This window comes from Hyphomonas sp. CACIAM 19H1 (genome assembly GCF_003325995.1).
Classification (GTDB): domain Bacteria; phylum Pseudomonadota; class Alphaproteobacteria; order Caulobacterales; family Hyphomonadaceae; genus Hyphomonas; species Hyphomonas polymorpha.
The window spans coordinates 2,705,036-2,729,969 of sequence record NZ_CP016437.1; the positions used below are offsets into that span (position 1 = coordinate 2,705,036).

A 24,934-nucleotide genomic window follows, 5' to 3' on the forward strand; every position below is an offset into this window, starting at 1 on the left:
GACGCGACATGCCCTCACCTGCAATCCACGCTAGGGATGCGATTGCGCAACTCGTCAACGAGGACCCGGGTGTTCTCGGAATAGTCGATCGGGACATCGACCAGATGGACCCCGCCGCCGGCGAAAGCGGCTTCGAGCGTTGGCACGAGGTCTTCCACTGCGGTCACCCGCGAACCCTTTGCGCCATAGGCCTGCGCGTAGGTGACGAAATCGGGATTGCCGAAGCTCATGCCGAAATCCGGAAACCCATCGACCGCCTGCTTCCACCGGATCATCCCGTAGGCGCTGTCGTTGAGAATGAGCACGACGAGGTTGAGCCCAAGACGCACCGCGGTCTCCATCTCCTGCGAGTTCATCATGAAACCGCCATCCCCGCAGATCGCCATGACGCGGCGATCAGGATGAAGCATGGCCGCCATCATGGCCGAAGGCAGACCCGCGCCCATCGAAGCGAGCGCGTTGTCCAGAAGCAGCGTGTTGGCAACATGGGTGCGGTAGTTGCGCGCAAACCAGATCTTGTACATGCCGTTGTCGAGGCAGACGATCCCGTCTTCCGGCATCACCTTGCGGACATCATGAACGATGCGCTGGGGCGTGACCGGAAAGCGATCCTCCTCGGCGCGGTCGTTGAGGCGCTCCAGTATTTTCAGGCGCAGTTCCAGCATGGCCTCATTGGAGGCGGTCCGCCCTTCGAGCAGTTCACCGAGCGCTTTGGCAGAAGCGCCAATATCGCCGACCACCTCGAAATCGGGATGATAGACCTGTTCAATGACCGCTGGCTGGTAACTGATATGGATGACCTTCGGTCCTCCTGCGCTTTTCATCAGGAAGGGCGGTTTCTCCACCGTGTCGTGACCGATTGCGACGATCAGGTCGGCGCGCTCGACAGCTTCATGCACATAATCGCCCTCCGAGAGCGCCGCTGTACCCATGTAAAGGTTGGAGCCGCCGGTGACGGCCCCTTTGCCCATTTGCGTGTTGAAGAAGGGCAGCCGGGCTCGCCGGACAAAATCCGATAGTGGCTGCACAAGTGAAGGCCGGTTGCCCGCTGCGCCGATCATCACAATCGGGGACCTTGCGGCGATGATCATTTCCGCAGCTTTTTCAAGCGCCGCCAGGGGGGCAATGGCTCGCTCCGCCGTATGGACGGGAATGACCGAAGCATCTTCAGTCTCCTGGGACGCAACATCCTCAGGCAGCTCAAGGTGCACGGGGCCGGGCCGGTCCTCCATCGCAACGCGGAAAGCTTCCCGGACGGTTGCAGGAATACTCGCTGCGCTGACGATCTGGCGGGTCATCTTCGTCAGCGGTTTCATCGAGGCAACAATGTCAACGATCTGGAAACGGGCCTGCTTGGCACTCATCACCGGTTTTTGGCCCGTGATGAGGATCATCGGCATGGCGCCGAGATGAGCATAAGCAGCGCCGGTCGACAGATTAAGTGCGCCGGGACCCAACGTTGCGAGGCAGACCCCGGGCCTTCCCGTCAGCCGCCCATGCGTGGCGGCCATGAAGGCTGCGGCCTGCTCATGCCGGGTCAGCACGAGTTTGATACTGGAGGTTCGTAGCGATTCCAGAAAGTCGAGGTTCTCCTCGCCCGGCACGCCGAAGATACGCTCCACGCCTTCATTCTCGAGCGCGGCGACAAACAGGTCCGATCCCTTGGGCATTGCTTGAATTCTCCTGCTGTTTGTTTTGAGGGTCCACGAACCCTAATACACGAAAGCGGCAATCGATCCGTTGTGGCCGGTTTTATGATGGGGTATTTGCGAAGGCGTGCATAGGGGCGGCCCGTGAAAGCACCGCAATGCTCCCCGACCGGACGTCGCCGGCTGCTGTCCTCAAAGGCGGCAATGCATGGGCCGATCTTCGGGGAAATCGGCCGCATTCAAGCGGGATCTATGTCACCCAGCTTTTCAGAAACGATCATCTTTACACGGCTCACTACACGCAAGCGGCTTCAGAATGATGCCGTGGGCCGTAATCTCGATATCCACATCCATCGTTTCGGCAACAACCTTCGCGAACCCGACCGGATCGTTGGCGGAGTACCACCCCACCACTTCGCGCTGGGCCACCTCGGGGGTCACTTCTATCGCAATGTTATTATACCGATTAAAGGCCGCCGCCGCGGCCTCCAGCGTCTCACCCGTCAGGGCAATCTTTCCTTCGCGCCAGGCAAGTTCCTGGGTCAACTGCTCGCCGTCGAGGGTCGTTATACGCGGTGCCAAATCCCTGAGGTTGACTTCAGCCATGGCTCCCGCCTCGAGCCTCAGCGGATCGCCATTCTTCCGGCCGATTTCGACGATCCCCTCCTGCACCACCACCAGCAGGGAGTGCTCCGTCGGCTTACGCACTACAAACGCCGTGCCGATCGCTTTGACCGTGTAATCATCCGCAGAGACAACAAAGGGCCGCGCTGCATCATGCGCAACTTCAAAAAATCCCTCGCCGGAAATCAGGTGGATACTGCGCTGTCCGTTCCGGAAATCCACATCCGCCTTGCTCGCCGTATTCAGCGTCATGACCGACCCGTCTTCCAGAGGCACACGCCGCACCTCTCCCCGGGCGGTTTGGAATGCCGCGTCATCGGCTGAGGGCGATTGAAGAAGCATGAAGGCGAATACAAACGCCGCCGCCAATCCGGCGAGACCTGTCAGCCAAGGAGACTTCGCTCGCGGCGAGCGCGTGGACACCACGTCTGGCGAAATATACCTGTCAACGCTCTCGCAAGGCACCAACAGGGCTTGGGCGCGGACGAGCGCCCCTTGATGACGACTGTTCCCGCTGAGCCAGCGATCAAGCGCCCTCTCTTCGGTCTGGTTTAACGGCCCACGATCAATTCGGGCCGCCCAACGAGCGGCCTCCTCATCGATGTCCCCGTACTTCCCGTCGTTTTCCATTTCTTATTTCGCCAGAATTCAATCTATCAGATGCAGCAGGTGGTTCTATTCCGCTACTCTGATAAAAGTCCATTAGCTTCTTTACACCTCGGGCGAGGTGAGTTTCTACCGTGTTTTCGGATATTCCAAGCTGCTCAGCGATCTCGCGCTGGGAATATCCATGCACTTTCCTCAGCACAAAAACGATGCGGCATTTCTTTGGCATCGAATTAATCGCCTTGGACAGAATACGCATCTCCTGCGTCATTTCCAGAACCCGGTCCGGTGACGGCTCCTGAGAGACAAGATCAAGTTCCTCCAGGGATTCTATGGATTCAATAGACACCACGCGGTTTTGCCGGATCTCCTGAAGGAGAATTGAGTAAGCAGTTCTGAAAACATAGGCCCTCGGGTCGCGTATGTGCTCGATTGAGGCCAGCCGAGTAAGCCTTGCATATGTTTCCTGAATAATATCATCCGCAGTCAAACCGATTCTATCAAGCCGTGCGCGCTTCTGAAGCCAGCTCCGCAATGCCGGTTCATGCGGAATGATACTCCGCGCCAACCAAGCAACAAACTCTCCTGATGGTGTGTGCATGGCCGCCAGCAGTATCCAGAAGACCGCGCCGCGACAAACGATTGGTCAATCCGAAAGACCAAAAAGAGCACCGGTGCAAAAAATATAACAAATTCGCCAAACTTGTGGCGGAAATACAGTCAGAGTGCATCTGTCCCCATGAAAGCTGGAGAAAAGCTCCTCCCTGAAGAGGTGCGCAGGCTTTCCGTATGAGGGGTGAAACGATCAGAACGCGTTGCAGCCAACGGGGACACCGGGGGCGCAGCGGGGATACTGGATGAACGCACAGGACACTGCAGTCCTGTGAGGCCAACTCCTCTGTGCTTGCCTGCCTCACAAGAGAGATGACGAGCATCAATTGGAGACCGCAATGAAAAAACGAGGCCTGCGCTATACAACCGTATTGGGGATGGGCGTATATCTGTCCACCCTTCTGGTTGCGCATGCGGAAGTCCGGGAGTTCAATCTTCCGGAGGGGGATGCCACCAAAACAATTCCCAGTTTCGCTCGCCAGAGCGGCGTCCAGATTGTTGTTCCCGCTGATCGGCTTCGCGGCAAAAAGACGCGCGAAATCAAAGGGAAGATGGACACCAAGATTGCGCTCGAAAAGCTGCTTGAAGGAACGGACCTGAAAGTCGTTCTAACCGAGGACGGAAAGACATTCAGCCTACGGCAGGATCTTTCCGAATTCCGCTCCCCCGCACAAACCATCCATGTCAGCAGCTTTCAGCTGGCGGATAATGCGCCGCAAGCAGCCCCTTCGGCACCCGCAGCGGAACAAACTCCGGAGATCGTCCCGCAAGCGCCGGTGGAAGACGCGGTGAACACGCTCGACAAGGTCGTGATCGTTGGTTCCCAGATTGCTGGCGCGCGGCCTACCGGAGTTGTGCCCGTCACGGTGATGGGAGAAGACGAGATCGCCTCGCTCGGCATTTCTTCGGGAGAAGACCTTTTCCGCTCGCTTCCCATTGCAGGTGATGTATCTTTCAACACCCAGACGCTGAGCGGCGGCAGCCAGGGCGCAGCGCGCGGCGATGTCTCCTCGATCAATTTGCGGGGCCTGGGCTCAAGCTACACGCTCCTCCTGCTCAATGGCCGCCGGACCGTTCCCTACGGATTGACGCAGGGGCGTCAGGAATCCAGCTACAATGCCAACGCAATACCAGTGTTCGGGCTTCAGCGTCTCGAAATCCTGCGGGACGGCGCAGCTGCGCTTTACGGATCAGATGCCATCGCAGGCGTCGTCAACAATGTTCTGCTCTCGAATTATAATGGGCTGAAAGCCCAGGTGCAGTATGGCGGCGCCGAAGGCACAAACCTCCGCCAATTTCAGGCAAACCTTCTCTGGGGGAGCGACTTCGCTGACGGGCGAGGCAACTTCACTACGTATCTGAACTATGGCGGCGACACAAAGCTCTATACATCAGATCAGGAGTTCACTGCATCGCTGGATCTTCGCCCGCTGATCGCAAATACCAGCTTCGCCGGCAACACGGCGTTCGACACCCGGGGAACCTCCTCGCCTTGGGGCGGTTTTCAGGTGTTGGGGGCAAACTCAGCCATCAGAGCGAACGGCGTTGCAATCACCGACTCCGTGGGCAGGTTCCACATACAGCCTGTCACCAACGCAGGGTGCCTGTATCAACTCGGAAATGGTCTGTGCATTGACGATGGCGTGGTGACCGGCGCCGCGGACCGTAACCTGCGGTTCGATTCTGCCGCCGCCATCCCCGGCATGACGGTCACGCCGTCGATTGACCGGATCAATATCTTCAATACCCTCACCTACGAACTCCCCAACAATATGGAAATCTTCGCCGAGGCCGGCATCTACTATGCCAAATCCGAGTCGATGACGACGGCTGTCGGCCCGCTGGCCCACACACCGATCACCATTCCTGCTGACAGCTACTATAACCCCTTCGGACCGGTCGGATCGCCCAACCGTATCGACGGGCTGGATATTCCCGCTGAAGGCGTGGATATCACGGTACTGAGTTATCTTCTGGCAGATGTCGGCGGGCGTCTTGCTCAGGTGGAGAGCAAACAGCACCGGCTGCTACTGGGGCTGAAAGGTGAGACGGCCGGCTGGAACTGGGAAACTGCGGGTCTCTATTCAGACTCGTCGGCAGAAGACATCGCCACCAATGTTCAAAACTCGCTGTGGCATGCGTCCCTTACCGGAACAACGCCAGCCGCCTACAATCCCTTCAATGGCGGCAATGTCGCCAACCCAAATCTTGCTGACACAACGCTGAGCACAGATCTCAGTTCCTTCCTGATTGATGCCCGCCGGTATGGCCGCGCTTCTTTGGGTCTTGTGGACTTCAAACTTTCCCGCGGGGATATCCTCAATTTGCCCGCCGGCGGTCTTGGCGTTGCGGCCGGCGTCGAAGTTCGTTGGGAAACCTCCGAAGATGACCGCGACTCCACCGGCGATTTCACGACCAATTACTACGACACAGTAACCGGTATTACCTATCCCAGCGATACGCTCGGCGCTTCCGCGGCCTGGGATGTCAGGGGCAACCGCACGGTTTATTCGGCATTCGCCGAACTGGCTGTGCCGATCATCTCGCCGGAAATGAACATCCCCCTGGCTCGCGCGATCGACCTGCAGTTTGCCGGACGGTATGAAGACTATAGCGATGTGGGCAGCGTTGCTAAGCCGAAGGTCGCCGGATCCTGGGATGTGTTTGACGGGCTTCGTCTGAGATCATCCTGGCAGCAAGGCTTTGTTGCGCCAACCCTTCAGCAGCTTGTTCCTGTTGACCGTCCGACCTCGCAGACCCGTCTCGACGATGTGCTCTGCGAAGCGGACCTGCGCGCCGGCCGCATCGCGGCCTGGGGTCTGTGCTCCCAACGTCCGCAGGTGCAGGTGCAGACAACCGGTAACGCGAACCTGAAACCGGAGGAGTCCGAAAGCCTCTCCTACGGATTGGTGATCGACTCGAATTTCATTCCTGAAAAATTCGGCCATTTCACATTCACCTACGACAACTGGAAGATCGATCAGGAAAACAAGGTGGGGGCCCTGAGCGCAGAAAACGCGCTTACACTCGACTACCTTCTGCGCGTCCGCGGATCTTCCAATCCGAACGTCGTGCGCGCGGCGCCCACCCCCGCCGACATTGCCTTTGTTCAGGGCACGGGCCTCGCGCCGATTGGCGAGATTCTCTATGTTGTCACCAGCTATGACAACCTCGATTCCCGGACGATCGAAGGCTACGATATTGGATTGACCTACGAAGCGCCCGAAAGCTTCCTCGGAAGGATCAACGCTTACGCGAATATAAGTGTGCTTACTGATTACTTCCAGAATCCATCTGCCGTTCAGCAGGAAATGCTGGATGCTCAGGACGCGAACGAAATCAACGCCGGTGCAAACGTGGGGGGCGCGGCCAGCCTGCTGCAATCCAGCGGCAGCCCCGAACTCAAATGGAATGCCGGTCTCAACTGGCGACGTGAGGGCCTCGCGGCAGGTCTCACAGCCAGCTACACGGGTGAAGTCTACCAGTATAACGTGGTCAATGCAGCAAGCGAACCGTGGGAGGTTTCTGACCAGCTCACCTTCGGCCTTTGGGGCGAATATGGTTTCGAAGACCCGTTTGGCGGCGAAAGCTCCGTTCGCCTTGGGGTGCGAAACCTGACCGACGAAGCGCCTCCGCTCTCCACGAACGGATACCTCGGCAATCTGTACCAGCCCTATGGCCGCTACTGGTATGCCCGCCTCCAAAAAACCTTCTGAACCGACCCCTCCAGCCAGCCTCTCAGCGAGAGGCTGGCACCCCATATCAACTAGGATTTCCCAAGATGAGCAAAATTACCCGCAAGGACTTTCTCAACCTTTCAACAGCGCTGGTGGCAACCGCAGGGCTCAGTGCCTGCGCCACTTCCCAGACCGCCGCTGCAGCAGCGCCAACCACCACGGCCGCCCCATCTTCCTCCGGCAAACTTCTGATCAGGAACGCTGATATTCTCACCATGAATGCTCAGCGCGAAGAGTTTACAGCGACCGACGTTCTCGTCGAGGGTGGCAAGATCACCGCCATCGGCAAGGGCCTGGTTGCCGCAGATGCTGAAGTCATTGATGCGGGCGGCATGATCCTTATGCCCGGCATGGTGGACGGTCACCGTCACGTCTGGGAATGCATGGAAGCTGGAAGGCTCACCAAGTTTCACCCCGGTGAATACTCCAAATACCAACAATGGAAAATGCGCACCATCGTCAGCATGAATGCAGACGAGATGTATATCTCGGGCCTCATCGGTGGCCTTCTGGCGATTGATTCCGGCGTCACCACGATGCTCGACTATGCCCATGGCCAGATCAACCAGGAGATGGCGATTGCGGCCGCCAAAGGCCTGCAGGATTCGGGCATTGGCGGGTTCTTTGCTTTCCAGCTGGGCGTTTCTTCCTCCTACAAGCCCGGCGACACGGTAGACCTTGCGCGCGCCGATTCCGAACGGATTGCGACAACCACCGAAGCACATTGGGCAATTGCGGACACTCTGCACAAGGAAGTATTCAACGACCCGGACGCCCTGCTCCAGTTCGGCCTTTGCCCGGCTTCAGGGATGGGCAACGAGATTGCTCTGATCAAGGAGGAATGGGAGCGCGCCCGCAGCTACGACCTACAGATTCTGGCTGCACATATTCACAAACCGGCGACCCCACACCCCGCCGGTTACATGGGCTATCGTGACTCCGGCATGCTGGATCTTGCAGATGCTGGCTTGCTGGGCCCGGACTACCACATCTCTCACGCCAACCGTCTGACGGATGACGAATTCCGGGTTCTTCGGGAGACCGGGGGTATGGTCTGCGCCACTGCCATGGGCGAATTTCCCTATATGACAGCAGCTTTCCGCGGGCCCTCCTGCCACGGCCGCGCCCGTGCCGCCGGGGTAGCCGCCGGCATCGGGATCGACGTATCACTCGCTCTGACGCATGATTACTTCGAACATGTCCGCGCCGGTTTCTGGAACCTCTATCTGGAGCCTGCGGGCGTAAAAATCGCCAATTCCTACAAATCCTATGACGCGCTGGATTTTGCCACCAATACCGGCGCAAAAGCCGTTCGGCTCGATAAGGTCGTCGGCAGCATCGAAACAGGAAAGCGCGCGGATTTTGTTCTTCTGAAGACAGATCGTCCGGGCTTTGGCCGTCTCGGTACGTTGGCGGACCGCGTGGTCACCTTCGCTGCACGCGAAGACATTGACAGCGTGTGGATCGCCGGCAAGGCACGCAAGCGCAATGGCGAAATGGTCGGGGTCGACCTGAAAGAGATCATGCAGAAAGTCTATGCAGCTCAGGATCGCTACGGTCCGCTGGCCGCCAGCATCAATTTCGTCTGATTCCTCCTTTCCCGGTCCGGTTTGCTGTGTCCGCAAGCGCGATTGCGGCAAACCGGATTGGCCACCTGAAGGCTGACGGCATATGAAACTTACCCGAAAAGACTTCCTCAAGCTCGCCGCGTCAACATCTGCGGTTTCCGTGGCTGGCTGCGCTACCGTCGGCGCAACTTCTGCCAATCGGACCCTTATCAGGGGCGCCGATATACTCTCGATGTCTGATCCTGATGCTGAGTATATGAATACCGATGTCCTGATCGAAAACGGCAACATCAAGGAAATCGGAAAAGGCCTCCCGGCTGATGGAGCAACAGTCATCAGTGCCAGAGGTATGATCCTCATGCCGGGCATGATTGATGGGCACCGTCATGTCTGGCAAACCCTGCTGAACGGAGCCCTCCCGAAAATTTCAAGGCGGTACGCCGAGTACGACCGTACCACAAACATGATCTACGCTCTGGCTTATGAGCCGGAGGATATGTTTATCGCGCAATTAATGGGCGGCCTGGCCTGCCTGGATTCTGGTGTCACCTCAGTGATCGACCAGATGCATGCCGCCAATGGTGATGCAATGGAACAGGCGGCCGCACGTGGCCTGATGGCCTCGGGCGTGGCCGGCGTCTTTTGCTACCAGATGCGCAACGGCCCCTACTACACCGTAGGCGATACCTATACCCGCGAGAAAGCCCTGGCGGACCGCAACCAGCCACCTGATGAACGGCACTGGGCGACCGCCGAAAAAATCCGGGATCTTTACTTCGGCGGAAAGGACAAGGTTCTGCATTTCGGTATCGGGTTGTCTGGGTCCGTTGGTACACAGACCGTCGAGCAGGCAGCTCTTGAGTTCCAGCGCGCGCGATCCCTGTCCGCACGCACCTTGACCCAGCATATGAACCAGCGTCCGGGCGTGGAGCCCCCCATCCTGCGCGGAGTGGGCGACCTGCACGAAGCTGGTCTCCTCGGGCCGGATTACCTGATTTCCCATGGCGTTGATGTCACGGACGAAGAACTCGTCTTTCTGCGTGATGCGGGTTCGGGTGTTTGCTCAACCGTGATGGGCGAATTTCCCTATGCGAAGCCGTCCATTCATGGCCGCGCACACGAAGCGGGCGTCAACGTATCCATCGGTATCGACGTCTCCATCGCGCTGACCCATGATTATTTCGAGCATGTCCGGAGCGCCTACTGGAACCTGTTCCGGTCTGATCGCGGAGCAAACCTGGCCAAGACCCTGGACACGTTCGATGTGTTGGATTTTGCCACGCGTTCAGGCGCCCGCGCGATCGGCTTCGGGGATGAACTCGGCACCGTCGAGAAGGGAAAGCGCGCAGATCTTGTTCTGCTTAAAACGGACCGCCTGGGTTTCAGCAAACTCGGATCGCTCGCCGACAGGGTCGTGACCAGTGCGACTCAAGCCGATGTCGACACTGTGCTCGTCGCCGGCAAGACCCTGAAGTCTGGCGGAAAGCTCCTGAAGTTCAGCCAGACCTCGCTCGCAGCCGACGCGGCGGCCTCCAGGACGAATGTGCTCGAACGCGCGAGCAGAATTAATCTCCTGTGAGGCGCGGTCGGGCGGATGCGAACTTAGTCCCCGCTGTTCGCGCCCGCCCGCACGCCAGACACCGAGAAGGCCACTCCATCAGATGATGGCTTCCTTCTATACCGGTCCTAACCGGCGGCGGCCGCGCGGCGCGCCTCAAGCTGTGCAACAAGCTCTCGGTGGCGGGCATGGTCGAGCGTGTATCCGCGCAGAATAAGCAGGATGCCGACGGCGCCGGCCGCAGGGATGAGCGCCATGATGGCCTTCATGCCAAGCAGTGTTTCAGGAGACAGCGCCGCATTTGCCTGAAATCCGGCAACACCGAGCAGAGCGCCAAGCAGTACGGCATTGATGCCGGTGGCGGCTTTCTGGGCAAAGGTGGCGAAACCGAAGGTTTTGGCCTCGGCGCGCACCCCTGTTTTGACCTCTCCGTACTCGACCGTATCCGGAAGCATGGCCCAGAACATGACGGCGAGAGACGATGAACCGGCCCCGATGACGAGGATCGAGCTGAAAGTGAGCCATAGCCAGTTCTGAAAGTTGACGAAGAATAGCAGATATCCGGCAAGCGACACGAATGTGCCAAGCGCCAGCGAGAAGCGCTTGGAACTGAGTTTTGATATCCAGACCCAGAACGGCACAGTCAGCACCAGAAGGATTGCCGGCAAAACGAGCGCGATGACCGTCAACTCCGGGCGCTGGAGATCGTATTTGAAATGATAGAGCATATTCTTGCCGAACATGCCGAGGCAAACCGACCCCAGAACGATGATGCTGAAAACCCGGATGAGCGGCGGGTTTGCCAGGAACATCGGGAAGATGGATTTGAGGTCGCCGAGCAGGCTTTCCGACCGGGTGGGTACCGCTTCGGGCTCGCGCATCGAGAAGAAGCAGTAGAGCAATGCCAGCGTGGCCAATCCGCCGCTGATACAGGCAGAGACAAAATATGCCTGCGCTTCGCGCCCCTCGCCAAAGACCTGTACGATGACCGGGGTAAGAAATACCACTGCTAGGCCGCCCGTTGCCGCGCCCACCATACGGAAGCCTGCAAGGACTGAACGTTCTCCGCCATCGCTTGTGAGGCGCGCCTGCAAAGAGTTGAAGGGCATGGAAACGACCGTATAGGCCGTACGCAGAAGAATGTGCGTAACGAGCGCCCACATCACCGGATCTATGGGCAGACTGCCGGGGCCGGAGAAGGCAAGCGGATAGGCAATACCGAAGGGCACAGCGCCAAAAAGCAGCCAGGGCCGGTACATCCCAAATCGTGACCGGGTGCGGTCCGCCAAGGCCGCGAAGACTGGATCGGTCACCGCGTCCCAGATCATGGCGATCATATAGATCATACCGGCAATGGCTGGGGAAATGCCCAGCACATCGGTATAGAAATACATCAGGAACATGGCCGTTCCCTGCCAAACGAGCAGGAAGCCAAAATCCCCTACACCGAAGCCAATGCGAGCCTTCAGGGGAACCTGCCTGGCTTTTTGCGCCGCGCTGGCCTCAGTCATGACACGATCTCAAAACCAGCATGAGCGCGCAGATCACGCGAAGAAAATCCGGCATGGGCAATGTAGCTGCCCGGAGTGATCGTCCAGGCGCCGCCATGCATGTCGAACCAGGCAAAATCCTCACGGCCAAGCGAGAAGGCAATGCGGGCTGTTTCGCCCGGCTTCAGCGCGACCTTGCGGAAGGCGCGCAGCTGGCGCAGAGGCATCGCTTCCTGGGTGGCCCGGTCTTCCAGATATATCTGGACAGTTTCTGCCGCCTCCGCCGAACCTGTATTGGTCAGGTCCAGCGTGAGCTCGACTGCGGGACCGGAGGTCGCCGCCTTTGCCTGAAGATTGGCGATCTCGAACTGGGAATAGGTCAGTCCGTGCCCGAACGGAAACAAGACGTCCCGGCCGGCCTTGTCGTAATAACGATAACCGACGAAAATTCCCTCGCCATACTCGGCGGACTTGTGGCCCGGATAGAAAGGATAAGTGGGATTATCTTCATACCGATGGGGGAACGTGACAGGGAGTTTTCCCGAAGGAGACACCTTACCCGAGAGCAGATCTTCAAGGGCTGAGCCGCCCTCGCCTCCTGGCAACCACATCTGCAGGATAGCCGGAACCTCACCCGCCCAGGGCATTTCCACCGGCGCGCCGGTATTGACGATGACGGCTGTCTTTGGATTGGCGGCGAGCACATCACGGACAAGATCATCCTGCCCGGCAGACAGCTTCATGCTGCGCCGGTCCTTCCCCTCGGTTTCGTCCGTTGTTCCGGAACCGACGAAAAGGAGGACCATGTCCGCCTCTTTTGCGGCGCGAAGGGCTGTCTCCCGGCTGGGCGCAGGCGCGCGCATGGAGACATTGAAGATGTTGAAGGCGCGGATGGCCCTTTCGGTCGGCTGAGAATACCGCAGGCGAATGGGATAGGTTCGGCCTGCCTGGAGGCGCATGCGCGCTTCGCGGCGGTTGAGCGGCAGGATCATGAACAGAAGTTCGCGCTCGGAAGGCGTGCCCTCGCCGACCAAGACCTCGTTGCCGATGCTGAGCTCCACATCATCATTGGAATGGGAAATGACGAAATCATAGTCGCCATCCTGTTCCGGCCGGAAATAGCCTGACCATTCGACAGAGAAGGAAAGATCGTCCTCTGTCTGCACTTTGCCACCGAAGCCGAGCTTGGAGAAATGCCAGTCGATTTCCTCATGCGCCACCTGCCCCGCGAAATCAGGCTTTGCATAATAGCGCGCCACAAGACCATGACGGGTAAACGTTTCGTCCGGCGACAGAAGACGCCAATCTATCTGCGGCGGCGCCGGTTCGTGATCGAGACCTCGTTCGAAGACGATCTCCACCCTGTCGCCAAGTGCGGCCTTGAGACCTTCCAGCGGGCTGACGATCCTGTCCGGGCTGACCTGCGAGCTGCCACCGCCCTGAATGGCGGGCATGTAGGCAGGCTGGCCGATAATGGCCAGACGCTTCACATCCGGCGAAACGGGCAGCAAGCCGCCCTCATTCTTCAGGAGCACCATTGACTGACGCGCCGCATCGCGTGCGCACGCGCGGTGACGGTCGCTGGCCAGCTCGCCTCTGGTGGATTTCGGATTCCCATCGAGAAGGCCGCAGCGAATGATAAGACGCAGCAGCCGGCCGGCATGATCGTCGATGACCGCTTCGCTGACTTCCCCATTGCGCACAGCGTCCACGAGCTTGGCGCCGAAATGACGCGCGGGGCCGGGCATTTCCAGATCGAGTCCGCTGTTGGCAGCGTCAGCCGTGGTTTTCGTGGCGCCCCAGTCGGAAACCACCACGCCATCATAACCCCACTCCCCCTTGAGCACGTCTTCAAGCAGGAAAGAATTTTCGCAGGCAAAAACACCGTTCACCTTGTTGTAAGCGCCCATGACCGTCCACGGATTGGCGCGGCGGATGACAGGCTCATAAACAGCAAGATAAATTTCCCGCAGCGTGCGTTCCGACATATCGGAGCTTCCGCTCATGCGTTCGTGTTCCTGGTTGTTGGCAGCATAATGCTTCAGCGATGTGCCGACCCCTTCGGACTGAACGCCGGCGACATAGGCGGTGGCGATTTCTGCGGCCAGGCGCGGATCTTCCGAATAGGTTTCGAAGTTACGCCCCCCCAGCGGCGTGCGCTGGATGTTCACGGCAGGCGCAAGCAGGACGTCCACATCATGCGCAATTGCCTCGCGCCCGATGGCGGCCCCAACTTCTCCGATCAGCGTTTCGTTCCAGGTGGCCGCGAGCGCGACCCCCACGGGAAATACCGTTGCCGCCTCTGAGTTGACCGAACGCAGGCCCGTGGGGCCGTCGGATACACGCAGGCTGGGAATACCCAAACGCTCAATGGCCGGCAGGGTCCAGAAGTCGCGGCCCGCCATCAGCGAAACCTTCTCTTCCACCGTCATCTCGCCCAACAGTGCCTTGATCCGTGCGTCAAGTTCCGGTGCTTGTGATGCCATTGTCGCCTCCCAGGCAGGTTTTTTCCATATGACAACGTTGCTTTCCATATGGAAAGTTTTTTCGCAATAGCCGAGCGGAAAGAAATCTCCGATAAGATGGCTTGAGTATTGTTGTATAAGGAATTCCCGATGTCTGCTGGAGCAAAAAAGCCTGTCGAGCCGGCCAAGAAATCTTTGCGGACTCCCCAGCAAGCCCGCTCCGAGGAAAGCCGTGCGAATATTCTGGACGCCGCGCGGAAGGCCTTTGCGGAAAAGGGGTTTGAAGCGGCCAATATCCGCGACATCGCCGCCGATGCCGGGGTAACGCATACGCTCATCCGCTACCATTTCGGCAGCAAGGAAGAGCTGTGGAAAGAGGTCGTCACCAACATGTTCCAGCGCCTGTCGCAGGAATTGCGGGAGGGCATGAAGTCTACCAAGGGCGCCTCTCCTCAGGATAATATGCGCAACTTCATGCGCCATTACATCCGCTACTGCGCGAACAATCCCGAACATGTTCGTATCATGATCATGGAGTCGGTTCAGGGCGGAAACCGCATCGACTGGATGATCGGCTACATTCGGGAAAGCCACAAGAATCAGGCCCCTTTTATGCGCCACCTCATGAAAGAAGGTGACGTTCCGGAAGTCTGGCTGGTGTCATTGTTCTATTCGATCTCTGCAATTTGCCAGATGCCGTTCGTGCTCGCCGAGTCGATCAAGGGCGTTTATGGCGTGAACATTCTTTCGGAAGAAGCCATTGAGGCCCATACCGATACGGTGCTCGCCCTGCTTCTGCGCGACAAACCCAAAAGCCGGAAACACTGGCCCGCCCTGCCCGACTGGGCGAAAGGCAAAGCTTGAATTCGATTTTCTAAACGGAGTTATTAACCGCCCCCATTGACAAACTTTCCATTTGTCGAAATTTTCCGGCCGGAAAGCCACCAGGCTTCCGGGAGGATAAATTCATGCAACCTAAGCACCGCATACTTTTCACAGCGTCCGCGCTCACCATTGCCATGGCCAGCTTCGCGCCAATCGTTCAGGCACAGGAAGACGCCGTCGAGGATGACAATCGCCGCCTCGGCACAATTACGGTTACGGCTCAACGTGTTGAGCAGAACATCCAGCAGGTTCCGATCTCCGTGACGGCCATCGGCGGGGACGCCCTTGCGGCGCGCCAGATCGACGGCTTTGACCAGCTGCAGTATGTGGCGCCGGGCGTTACCTTCAACTCCGGCGTCAATGCGCGCCAGTCTGCGACCACGATTCGCGGCATCGGCACCGGTCTTTTCAATATCGGCATTGAAGGCAGCGTTGCCATTGCCGTTGATGGCGTCATCATGGGCCGCGAAGGCGCCGGTATCTTCGACTTCGCAGATGTCGAGCGCGTGGAAGTCCTGCGCGGGCCGCAAGGCACGCTGTTCGGCAAGAACGCCTCGGCCGGCGTGATTTCGATCGTCACCAAGAAACCAACCGAAACCCTTACCGCAGAAATGAACCTCGGCTACGGCTCTTACGACGAGATCAATGCCTATGGCGCAATTTCAGGGCCGATCGCCGACGGTATAACGGCACGTATCTCAGCCTACTCCAATACCCGCGACGGCTACATCAAGAACGTGAACCCGAACTCCCCGCAGAAGCGCGTGAACGAGCGCAACGAGCAGGGCGTGCGCGCAAAGGTGAACTTCGCGCTTTCTGACGAGTCCGATCTGCTTCTGAGTGCAGACTATGTGACGCGCGATCAGGCGGCCGGCGCCCTGACATACCGGCAGGCATCCGCTGGCGGGCCGGGAACGGGTCTTCTTGGATATGGTGTTCCCGCCATCCGGAACCAGTCAGCAGCCCTGGGTATTGTTCCGAGCCCAGACAACCTGAACATCGGATCGGAAGTGCCCTTCTCTTCCAAGATGGACGCATGGGGCCTTGCCGCCGAATACAGCCGCAGCCTGGGCGAGTTCGAGTTCGTCTCGCTGACATCATACCGCGAATGGGACAGCGTTGATAACAACGACTCCGATCTCACCCCGCTTCCCATTCTGGAAATCAATTCCGGAGACCTTGGCCAGAGCCAGTTCAGCCAGGAATTCCGCATCGTTTCCCCCCGCGACCGTGCCTTCACCTACACGCTGGGTGCCTATTACTTCACGCAGGACATCGACCAGAACAACATTCAGGCAGGCACCGCTGGTCTCAACCTGCTGGGGGCGCTGCCGACCGGTGCGCGCGTTGGAACGCGGCTCGAATCGGAATTCAGCGAAACCAACTATGCCCTGTTCGGACAGGGCGAGTATGCTGTGACGGAAAAACTGTCGCTGATTGGCGGCCTGCGGATCCTCAATTCGGAAGTGGAAGGCAGTCAGGAAAAGTTCATCGCAAATGGCGCCGTGGCGCCTTTCGCTGGCCAGGCTGTTTCCAATGGCGTGCAGAGCGCCGGGGATGATGATACTGCCGTCGTCTGGCGCTTTGGCGCGCAATACTTCGTGGATGACAATACCAACCTCTTCACAACAGTGACGCGCGGCTACAAATCCGCCGGCGTGGTCCAGGGGCTTACGATCAATCCGGTCAGCGGCAACACATTGCCGACGGTTGAAGCAGAAATCCCGACACAGTTTGAAGCGGGGATCCGCCGGTCCTCACCGGGTGGCCGCCTCATCACCAATCTCACGGGATTCTATGGCCAGATCGAAGACTTCCAGGCCCAGACGCTGGTGCCAGGCCCCTCTGGTACTTCGGTCTTCGCCGTGTCGAACGCCGGCAAGGCCGAAACCTATGGCTTCGAGAGCGAGATCACCGCGCTGCCAACCGATAACCTCACCCTGTCGGCGGCCATCGCGTACACAAAAGCGACCTTCGACGAATTCACCGGCGCGCCCTGCTATCAGCTGCAGACAGCCGCGCAGGGATGTACCGGAACTCCGGCTTCGCAGGATCTCTCGGGCAAGCGTTTGCCGAACTCCCCGGAATGGGTGATCAACGCGCTGGCCCGTTATGACTTCGACCTGACCGCGCAGAACAAGGCATTCGTGCAACTCGGCGCCCAGTATCGCAGCGACACGATGTCTGGCCTTACCAATGATCCGAACACGATCATTGACGCCTATACGTTGCTGGATATGCAGATTGGCGTGAACTTCTGGGACGATCGGGCCACCGTCACCGTGTTCGGGCGCAACCTGACAGATGAGAACTTTGCCGAAGCCATCGTTGGCATGCCGTTCGATACCGGAGGCTACGCACAGTTCGTGACACTGGAAGCCCAGCGCACCTGGGGCGCAAAGCTCGCCTTGCGCTACTGACACCTCCCTCGACTGTAAGGCTGGGCGGCTATCAGTTGCCCAGCCTCCCCCATTCAGCAACGGGAAGGACCCCGTCATGCCTTTCAGATTTGTCCGCTGGACTGCGGTATTCCTGCTCGCCGCCGCCTGCGCAGCATCGCCCACCACCAGTATCGCGGCTTCGGAAACCTCGCACGCGAACGCTCAGCCTCCCAACATCATCATTATCCTGACGGATGATCTCGGATGGGGTGATATCAGCCTCAATGGTTCCCCGCTGATCAAGACCCCTAATATCGACAGGATCGGTCAGGAAGGCATTCAGCTTACGGACTTCTATGCCGGATCAAACGTCTGCTCTCCCTCCCGGGCAGCGCTGCTGACGGGCCGGTATCCCATCCGCTCGGGGATGCAGCATGTGATCTTTCCCCATTCTCAGGACGGGCTTCCCACCGACGAGATCACGATTTCCGAAATACTGCGCGATGCGGGCTACAGGACCGGCATGATCGGCAAATGGCACCTCGGCCATACCGATGAATTCTGGCCCACCAATCACGGATTCGATTGGTTTTATGGGGTGGCGTATTCAAACGACATGGCTCCCTTTGACCTTTATGAAGGCAAGCAGATCATCCAGAGCCCGGCCGATCAGAGCCAGCTTAGCTTGAGCTATGCGAAGGCAGCGAAAGCCTTCATCAATGAAGCAGATGGCCAACCTTTCTTCCTTTATTTCGCCGAAACTTTCCCCCACATCCCGCTCTTTGTTTCAGACGACCGGAGCGGGAAATCAGAAGCCGGCCTTTATGGCGACGTGGTGGAAACACTGGATGCCGGAATCGGAATTCTTCTTGATGCGCTGGACGAAGCGGGCGTGGCGGACAACACGCTGATCGTGTTCACAAGCGACAACGGCCCCTGGTTTGAGGGCAGCGCCGGAGATTTCAGGGGCCGCAAGGGAGAAACGCATGAAGGCGGTTTCCGCGTGCCCTTCCTGGCGCGTTGGCCCGGCCGCATTCCGGCCGGCACTGTCAGCCATGAAATGGCGATGAACATTGACCTTCTCCCCACGGCAGCAGCCATTTCCGGCGCTCATCTGCCCGATGACCGCGTGATCGACGGCAAGAACCTGACAGGTCTGCTGACCTCCGGCGCCCCCACACCGCACGATCTTCTCTTCTTTTTTGATGGCAATGATATTGTTGCTGCACGCGACAAGCGGTTCCGGCTGGTGCTCAATACATTCTACCGTACAATGAGCGTTCCGTTTGAATATTTCGGCTCTGCCCTCCTGTTTGATCTGGAGAAAGACCCGCAGGAATCCTTCAGTTTCATGCGGGAGTATCCAGAAGATGCCGACCGGCTGAAAGCGGCGGTGCAAACCCTGCGCAAGGAAGTCGCCGGAAACGTGAAAGAGGCAACCAGCCACCTTCCACCAACTGACGGCACGCCCATCGGTCCCCAACTGAACGACTAAAAAATACCCCGGCCCGGAGACGGGCCGGGGCGACGTGAACTTGACGCGGCTTGCGGGGGGGCGACACCCAATCGGCGTTGCCGTCACCCCTCCTGTACGAGCAGCTCTGGCGCCGCTGCGGCCATATCGTCCGGGAGTCCCCGATTTCCAATTTTCCCATCAGGCGGGGCCGGCCAGCGCTATTCAGGTCCAGGAAACTGGACCCTGGGAATTCACGAAGCGGCTGCGCTCGTCCCCCCACCTGCAAATTCCATCCGAACCGCGCTAGGGAGCTCAGAGGACAGCAAGTCTGTTGCCCCCCAATTTTGGATAATCAGGCAAGTTTTTGAGAGAATTGTGCATGGCACAGATTGCCTGAACTCTTCACATTGGCTTGGGAATAAACGCGGGCGGAGCGCAAACTGTGAAGATAGCCAATCCATCGGACCCGCTGAACATCCCGATGATCGCTTCACGTCCTACTCGTTATCCGGATCCGGGCGCTCTCTCTTCCCATGAACCTGCACAGCAGAGCGCTTTCCCGGAGAGGAATGCGGAGTTGGATTCTGGACTCATTTCTGGCGCGTGGGCCGAATTGGCCGTGCATCCCAAAGTTAATTAAATTACTGTGACGCAATTGGCCATCAGTCATGGCTGAAGACGGAGACCCAAAATGGCGCAACTCAAAGTGAATGGTAAGGCGATTACGGTCGAGGCCGACGAGGCGACGCCTCTGCTCTGGGTTCTCAGAGAACAGCTCGGGCTGACGGGGACAAAATATGGGTGCGGGATTGCGCAATGCGGTGCCTGCACAATTCACATTGATGGCGCGCCGGTACGCGCCTGCGTTTATCCGATCGGCGCACTTTCCGGAGAAGAAGAGATAACAACCATCGAGGGCCTCTCTCCGGATGGCAGCCACCCCGTGCAGCAGGCCTGGGTCGAGCTGGATGTTCCGCAATGCGGCTACTGCCAGCCCGGCATGATCATGGCTGTGGCCGGCCTGCTGAACAGCAATCCCAATCCGACCGATGAAGACATCGACCTGGAGATCACGAATATTTGCCGGTGCGGAACTTTCTCCCGCGTGCGCAAGGGCGTGCATCTGGCCAAGACCAAGAAAGCCTGAGGGGAGCGACGACCATGACTGAAGGTATCAACCTCTCCCGCCGCGGCTTCATCATTGCAACCGGTGCAACCGGCCTCACGCTTGGCGTTCTTGCCGCCTGCGCGCCTTCTGTCCGGCAGAGCGCCCAGGAAGGCCCGCCTCCGCCGGAGGTCAATGCCTGGGTCCACATCGGCACCGACGATATCGTGACCATCCGGATCGCCCGTTCCGAGATGGGCCAGGGCACGCTGACCGGCCTCGCTCAGCTCGTTGCCGAGGAGCTTGAATGCGACTGGACGAAAGTCAGAACCGAATACCCAACACCAGGTCAGAACCTTGCGCGGGACCGTGTGTGGGGCGACTTCCTGACAGGTGGCAGCCGGGGTATCCGGGCAAGCCATGACTATGTCCGCGAAGGCGGCGCTGCGGCCCGTATCATGCTGGTCCAGGCGGCTGCCAGCCGCTGGGGCGTCCCCCCGGAAGAATGTACCGTGGCCAACAGCGTGATTACGCATACGCCGTCAGGCAAGACACTGCGCTATGGCGAGGTGGCCGCAGACGCCGCCGCGCTCACCCCTCCGGAATCGGTCACCCTCAAAGATCCCTCCGAGTGGAAAATCATCGGCAAGGCCGTCCAGCGCCTGGACACGGTCGGCAAGGTCACCGGCGAGCAGCTTTACGCGACAGACCTGAAGTTCGATGGCATGCTGAACGCAGCGATCAAGGCGGCGCCAAAGCGTGGCGGGACCGTAGCTTCCTTCGATGCTTCGGCAGTGTCCGGCATGCCGGGCGTGAAGAAGGTCGTGCAGGTCGATGAGACCGCTGTGGCCGTGGTGGCTGACAGCTGGTGGCAGGCGAAGACCGCTCTGGATGCCCTGCAGATTGAATGGGCCCCTGGTGAGGGATCTGACTATTCCAGCGCCGCCTTTGAGGCTGAGCTGGATGCCGGCCTGACGGCGCCCGATGCGTTTGTCGGCAATCAGACCGGCGATGTGGACGCCGCCTTCCGGCGGGCCGCAAAGGTCGTGGAAGCGCGCTACAACGCGCCTCACCAGAACCATGCCTGCATGGAACCGATGAACGCCACGGCGGTGTGGACCCCGGAGAAATGCGAAGTCTGGTGCCCGACTCAAAACGGTGAAGCAGCGCTTGCGGCAGCATCTGAAGCCGCCGAACTCCCCATCGAACAGTGCGAAGTCTACAAGCAGCTTCTGGGCGGCGGGTTCGGTCGCAAGGGCGCGACGGATTATGTGTCTCAGGCCGTGAAAATCGCCAAACAGATGCCGGGCACACACATCAAGCTGCTCTGGTCGCGCGAAGAAGATATGGAACAGGGTTTCTACCACCCGATTTCCAAAGGCCGGTGCCAGGGGGCGCTGGACGCTGATGGCAACCTGATCGGGCTGAAGATCCGGATCTCGGGTCAGTCGATCCTCGCTGGCATCATGCCCCAGGCCCTGGTCAACGGAATGGATTTCGCGACCTTCCAGGGCCTCCTGCCCTCAGGCTCCGATCCGCGTGTCGAAGACCAGACGCTGAAATACACCTTCCCTGCCCTGCGCGTCGACCACGCCATGCGCAATCCTCCCGTGCGCCCCGGCTTCTGGCGCGGTGTGAATGCTAACCAGAATGCGATTTACCTGGAATGCTTCATGGATGAGTTGGCCTATGCGGCTGGGCGCGATCCGCTGGAATTCCGTCTGGCCCACCTCCAGAACAGCCCGCAGATGGCAGCTGTGTTGCAGGCGGTCGCGGATAAGTCCGGCTGGGGCTCCAATGACGGGATGCATCGCGGCCTCTGCTGTTACTATTCTTTCGGCAGCTATACTGCCGCCTGCGCGGAAGTTACCGTTTCAGATGCCGGAGAGCTCAAGATACATCGCATCGTCGCCGCGACAGATCCGGGTTATGGTGTCAACCCGCAGCAGATCGACGCTCAGGTGGCAGGATCCTTCGTGTACGGCCTGTCTGCAATGATTCACCAGGAAGTGACCTTCGTGGACGGTGAAGCGCAACAGAAGAACTTCGACACTTACGATTCAATGCGGATTGCCGAGATGCCGGAAGTCGAGACGCTCCTTATGCCGTCGGGCGGGTTCTGGGGCGGGGTCGGCGAGCCGACGATTGCCGTGGCGCCGCCTGCCGTGCTCAACGCCATCTTCGCTGCGACGGGCAAACGGATTCGCAAGCTTCCACTCAAGGATCAGGCCCTGCGTTGATCATGGGCCGGGCGCGACCTGCCGCCTTGGTGATCGGCTTGCTGCTGCACGGGATAACAGCGTGCGGCAGCGCCCCCGCGCCGCCGGCAGACATACCTGAAAGCGCGCGCGCAGAGTTTCCTTTGGGGGCCGCGCTCGCAATGAGCTGCTCGGGATGCCACAACCCGGCCGGCGGGGCGATATCCAGCCTTGAAGGAAGGCCGGCAGAAAATATCCGCAATGCTCTTCTGTATTATTATCAGGATACGGAAGGTACAACCGTCATGCACCGGATGATCCGGGGATACAGCGAAGCCGATATCGACGCCATCAGCGCCTATCTTGGCGAGGAGGCAGAGCCATGACCCGCTCCGGCCCCGCCCGCCGCGCGGTGCTGGCCGGCCTCGGCGCGGCAACGCTCGCAGCCGCGCTCCCGGGCGCAGCAAGCGCTCGGACCCGCGCACGGATTGTTATCCTGGGCGGCGGGTTTGGCGGCGCAACGGCAGCCCGCTTCATCAAGACCTTCCTGCCCGAAGCTTCGGTCACGCTGATCGAAGCCAATTCCGCTTACATCGCCTGCCCGTTCAGCAATCTGGTGGTCGGAGGTGAGCGGGACATTGCGGAGCAGACGTTCGGTTATGATCAGACCGCTGCGGCAGGAATAACGGTCGTTCACGACACCGCCATTGCTGTTGACGCTGCGCGCCATACGGTAACCGGCCAGTCCGGTGCCGTGTGGAGCTATGACAGGCTGATCATGTCGCCGGGCATCGATTTCATATGGGACGTTATTGAGGGCTATGGGGAGGAGGCCGCCACAGTCTTTCCCCATGCCTGGAAAGCGGGACAGCAAACCCTGCTTTTGCGCCGGCAACTCGAAGCCATGCAGGACGGCGGAACGGTTGTCATGTCTGTGCCGCCAGCACCGTTCCGATGCCCACCGGGCCCCTATGAGCGCGCGAGCCTGATTGCGCAGTATCTGAAGACCCATAAACCAAGATCGAAGCTGCTGATCCTCGATGCACAGGACCAATTTTCGAAACAGCCGCTGTTCGAAGAAGCCTGGGCCGAACTTTATCCCGGCATAGTCGAACGCCGGGGAGCGCAGGATTTTGGCCGGGTGATCTCTGTTGATCCCGCCGCGCGGAGCCTTGCCACAGAATTTGAGACTGTGACAGCCGATGTTGCCAATGTCATTCCACCCCAGAAAGCCGGAAGCATTGCACACAATGCGGGCGTAGCAGACGCGACCGGCTGGTGCCCGGTAGATCCGGTAACCTTTGCCTCCCTCCTGCAGCCGGACATTCATGTCATCGGCGACGCCATCATCGCAGCGCCGATGCCCAAATCTGCCTTTGCGGCCAATCTTCAGGCAAAGCTCTGTGCCCTGCAGGTTTCGCGCCTTCTGGCGGGCCTTCCCCCGCAACCTGTCCCGCTGACAAACACCTGCTACTCCTTCACGTCCAGCAATACGGCCATCTCGATTACTGGGGTCTACAGCGCAGGCGAGAGCGGCTTCCGCTCAATTGAAGGCTCAGGGGGCCTCAGCCCCATGAACGCCGACAGCTATGTGCGTGAGAATGAGGCAATGCAGGCAAAGACCTGGTTTGACACCATTACACGGCAGGCATTCGGATGAGACGGCAGAGCGCGCTGGCTGCAGCGGTCACGATATTCTGCAGCGGCTGCGGGCAAGCCGATGGCGCTGCCCTCGCCGCCCGGGTGGAGATCCGGGGCGACGCCATTCCCGCCTCTTTGACCGGCGAGGCGGGCCGCGTGGCAGACGGCCAAGCAGAATTTGTTTCCCGCGAGGGCGGCCATTGCGTTCTTTGCCACCGCATAGAGGGGCTGCAAGCTGAGTTTCAGGGGAATGTCGGGCCGGATCTGACCGGCGTTGGCGCCCGGCTCACCGAGGACCAGATCCGTCTCCGGATAGTTGACGCCCAGCGGATTTGGCCAGACACTGTCATGCCGTCCTACTACCGCACCGGTGGTTTGCGGCAGGTGGGGCGGGAATATGAAGGCCAACCAGCCCTCACCGCCAGGCAGATTGAAGACCTGGTCGCCTATTTGAGCTCACAGGGAAACTGACTACGCCATGTCTCGTTCTCATGCCCCCGCACTGCTATGGCACCGCCGCACATTCCTTGCCGCTGCTGGCGCAGCTGTATCGCTGTCATTGTTGCCCCTGCGCGCTATGGCCGAGCCGGAAGACGCCGAAGATGCCGTTCGCAAACTCTTTGGCAACCGGCCCATTCGGGAAGGCAAGGTTACCCTCAAGCTGCCTCCGATTGCCGAAAACGGTAACTCCGTGCAGCTGACTGTTTCCGTCGAAAGTCCGATGACGGAAAAAGATCACGTGCGCCGGATCGCCATCATATCGCCCCGTAACCCGATACCTGAGATAGCGATCTTCAGCCTGAGCCCCGCTTCCGGCCGAGCGGAAATCTCCACCCGCGTGCGCCTCGCCGGAACCCAGTCGCTGAGGGTAGTCGCAGAAATGAGTGATGGGTCACTCTGGTCTGGCAAGGCCAGCACATATGTCACGCTCGCCGCGTGCATCATCGGATAGGGAGAGG

At 59.3% G+C, this 24,934-nt stretch carries 17 protein-coding genes; 12 read left to right on the plus strand and 5 right to left on the minus strand.

Annotated features, from left to right (window positions below):
* Positions 1–14 precede the first annotated feature (14 nt).
* From BBF93_RS12480 to BBF93_RS12490, 3 genes are all read right to left on the minus strand, one after another.
* Positions 15–1,670 (minus strand): acetolactate synthase large subunit, encoded by a 1,656-nt coding sequence (locus BBF93_RS12480; RefSeq protein WP_114106131.1) that lies wholly within the window; start codon positions 1,668–1,670, stop codon positions 15–17.
* 246 nt (positions 1,671–1,916) lie between these two features.
* Positions 1,917–2,903: a FecR domain-containing protein gene (locus BBF93_RS12485; protein ID WP_114106132.1), complete on the minus strand. Its 987-nt coding sequence runs from the start codon at positions 2,901–2,903 to the stop codon at positions 1,917–1,919.
* Positions 2,869–3,480 (minus strand): RNA polymerase sigma factor, encoded by a 612-nt coding sequence (locus BBF93_RS12490; RefSeq protein WP_084324222.1) that lies wholly within the window; start codon positions 3,478–3,480, stop codon positions 2,869–2,871. The genes BBF93_RS12485 and BBF93_RS12490 overlap by 35 nt, the downstream gene beginning before the upstream one ends.
* Before the next feature lie 349 nt (positions 3,481–3,829).
* Between BBF93_RS12490 and BBF93_RS12495 the strand changes: the two genes are divergently transcribed.
* The 3 genes from BBF93_RS12495 (at position 3,830) to BBF93_RS12505 (ending at position 10,375) form a co-directional block, all read left to right on the plus strand.
* On the plus strand, positions 3,830–7,207 hold the full coding sequence (locus BBF93_RS12495) for a TonB-dependent receptor domain-containing protein (RefSeq protein ID WP_114106133.1): 3,378 nt from the start codon (positions 3,830–3,832) through the stop codon (positions 7,205–7,207).
* Between the two features lie 65 nt (positions 7,208–7,272).
* Complete coding sequence (locus BBF93_RS12500) at positions 7,273–8,817, plus strand: amidohydrolase family protein (protein WP_233349118.1); 1,545 nt, start codon at positions 7,273–7,275, stop codon at positions 8,815–8,817.
* 82 nt (positions 8,818–8,899) lie between these two features.
* The gene (locus BBF93_RS12505) at positions 8,900–10,375 is read left to right on the plus strand and encodes an amidohydrolase family protein (RefSeq protein WP_114106134.1); all 1,476 of its coding nucleotides are present in this window, start codon (positions 8,900–8,902) and stop codon (positions 10,373–10,375) included.
* 107 nt (positions 10,376–10,482) lie between these two features.
* Here the strand turns inward: BBF93_RS12505 and BBF93_RS12510 are convergent, their stop codons facing one another.
* Both BBF93_RS12510 and BBF93_RS12515 read right to left on the minus strand, forming a co-directional pair.
* Positions 10,483–11,865 (minus strand): MFS transporter, encoded by a 1,383-nt coding sequence (locus BBF93_RS12510; RefSeq protein WP_114106135.1) that lies wholly within the window; start codon positions 11,863–11,865, stop codon positions 10,483–10,485.
* Complete coding sequence (locus BBF93_RS12515; RefSeq protein ID WP_162786550.1) at positions 11,862–14,330, minus strand: glycoside hydrolase family 3 C-terminal domain-containing protein; 2,469 nt, start codon at positions 14,328–14,330, stop codon at positions 11,862–11,864. Before BBF93_RS12515 ends, BBF93_RS12510 begins: the two co-directional genes overlap by 4 nt.
* A gap of 129 nt (positions 14,331–14,459) precedes the next feature.
* On the opposite strand from BBF93_RS12515, the gene BBF93_RS12520 reads away from it, so the two are divergent.
* The 9 genes from BBF93_RS12520 (at position 14,460) to BBF93_RS12560 (ending at position 24,927) form a co-directional block, all read left to right on the plus strand.
* Positions 14,460–15,173: a TetR/AcrR family transcriptional regulator gene (locus BBF93_RS12520; protein ID WP_162786551.1), complete on the plus strand. Its 714-nt coding sequence runs from the start codon at positions 14,460–14,462 to the stop codon at positions 15,171–15,173.
* 104 nt (positions 15,174–15,277) lie between these two features.
* Positions 15,278–17,614, plus strand: coding sequence for a TonB-dependent receptor (locus BBF93_RS12525; protein ID WP_114106137.1), 2,337 nt, complete (start codon positions 15,278–15,280; stop codon positions 17,612–17,614).
* Positions 17,615–17,690: 76 nt separating this feature from the next.
* Positions 17,691–19,070: a sulfatase gene (locus BBF93_RS12530; RefSeq protein WP_114106138.1), complete on the plus strand. Its 1,380-nt coding sequence runs from the start codon at positions 17,691–17,693 to the stop codon at positions 19,068–19,070.
* Positions 19,071–19,722: 652 nt separating this feature from the next.
* Positions 19,723–20,178 (plus strand): (2Fe-2S)-binding protein, encoded by a 456-nt coding sequence (locus tag BBF93_RS12535; protein ID WP_035596547.1) that lies wholly within the window; start codon positions 19,723–19,725, stop codon positions 20,176–20,178.
* A 14-nt stretch (positions 20,179–20,192) separates the two neighbouring features.
* Positions 20,193–22,376 carry a molybdopterin cofactor-binding domain-containing protein gene (locus BBF93_RS12540; protein WP_114106139.1) on the plus strand — a complete coding sequence of 728 codons (2,184 nt, stop codon included), beginning with the start codon at positions 20,193–20,195 and terminating at the stop codon, positions 22,374–22,376.
* Positions 22,377–22,516: 140 nt separating this feature from the next.
* Entirely contained in the window at positions 22,517–22,720 is a 204-nt protein-coding gene (locus tag BBF93_RS19545) for a hypothetical protein (RefSeq protein ID WP_162786552.1), read from the plus strand.
* Positions 22,717–23,994: an NAD(P)/FAD-dependent oxidoreductase gene (locus BBF93_RS12550; RefSeq protein WP_114106141.1), complete on the plus strand. Its 1,278-nt coding sequence runs from the start codon at positions 22,717–22,719 to the stop codon at positions 23,992–23,994. Before BBF93_RS19545 ends, BBF93_RS12550 begins: the two co-directional genes overlap by 4 nt.
* On the plus strand, positions 23,991–24,446 hold the full coding sequence (gene soxX, locus BBF93_RS12555) for a sulfur oxidation c-type cytochrome SoxX (RefSeq protein WP_114106142.1): 456 nt from the start codon (positions 23,991–23,993) through the stop codon (positions 24,444–24,446). Before BBF93_RS12550 ends, soxX begins: the two co-directional genes overlap by 4 nt.
* A gap of 7 nt (positions 24,447–24,453) precedes the next feature.
* A complete protein-coding gene (locus tag BBF93_RS12560; RefSeq protein ID WP_114106143.1) occupies positions 24,454–24,927 on the plus strand; it encodes a SoxY-related AACIE arm protein in 474 nt (157 codons plus the stop codon).
* Positions 24,928–24,934: the final 7 nt, after the last annotated feature.

Bases quoted from the DNA above. Each gene is read 5' to 3' on its own strand.
- BBF93_RS12480 (WP_114106131.1), bottom strand. From the start codon at position 1,670: ATGCCCAAGGGATCGGACCTGTTTGTCGCCGCGCTCGAGAATGAAGGC.
- BBF93_RS12485 (WP_114106132.1), bottom strand. From the start codon at position 2,903: ATGGAAAACGACGGGAAGTACGGGGACATCGATGAGGAGGCCGCTCGT.
- BBF93_RS12490 (WP_084324222.1), bottom strand. From the start codon at position 3,480: ATGCACACACCATCAGGAGAGTTTGTTGCTTGGTTGGCGCGGAGTATC.
- BBF93_RS12495 (WP_114106133.1), top strand. From the start codon at position 3,830: ATGAAAAAACGAGGCCTGCGCTATACAACCGTATTGGGGATGGGCGTA.
- BBF93_RS12500 (WP_233349118.1), top strand. From the start codon at position 7,273: ATGAGCAAAATTACCCGCAAGGACTTTCTCAACCTTTCAACAGCGCTG.
- BBF93_RS12505 (WP_114106134.1), top strand. From the start codon at position 8,900: ATGAAACTTACCCGAAAAGACTTCCTCAAGCTCGCCGCGTCAACATCT.
- BBF93_RS12510 (WP_114106135.1), bottom strand. From the start codon at position 11,865: ATGACTGAGGCCAGCGCGGCGCAAAAAGCCAGGCAGGTTCCCCTGAAG.
- BBF93_RS12515 (WP_162786550.1), bottom strand. From the start codon at position 14,330: ATGGCATCACAAGCACCGGAACTTGACGCACGGATCAAGGCACTGTTG.
- BBF93_RS12520 (WP_162786551.1), top strand. From the start codon at position 14,460: ATGTCTGCTGGAGCAAAAAAGCCTGTCGAGCCGGCCAAGAAATCTTTG.
- BBF93_RS12525 (WP_114106137.1), top strand. From the start codon at position 15,278: ATGCAACCTAAGCACCGCATACTTTTCACAGCGTCCGCGCTCACCATT.
- BBF93_RS12530 (WP_114106138.1), top strand. From the start codon at position 17,691: ATGCCTTTCAGATTTGTCCGCTGGACTGCGGTATTCCTGCTCGCCGCC.
- BBF93_RS12535 (WP_035596547.1), top strand. From the start codon at position 19,723: ATGGCGCAACTCAAAGTGAATGGTAAGGCGATTACGGTCGAGGCCGAC.
- BBF93_RS12540 (WP_114106139.1), top strand. From the start codon at position 20,193: ATGACTGAAGGTATCAACCTCTCCCGCCGCGGCTTCATCATTGCAACC.
- BBF93_RS19545 (WP_162786552.1), top strand. From the start codon at position 22,517: ATGAGCTGCTCGGGATGCCACAACCCGGCCGGCGGGGCGATATCCAGC.
- BBF93_RS12550 (WP_114106141.1), top strand. From the start codon at position 22,717: ATGACCCGCTCCGGCCCCGCCCGCCGCGCGGTGCTGGCCGGCCTCGGC.
- soxX (WP_114106142.1), top strand. From the start codon at position 23,991: ATGAGACGGCAGAGCGCGCTGGCTGCAGCGGTCACGATATTCTGCAGC.
- BBF93_RS12560 (WP_114106143.1), top strand. From the start codon at position 24,454: ATGTCTCGTTCTCATGCCCCCGCACTGCTATGGCACCGCCGCACATTC.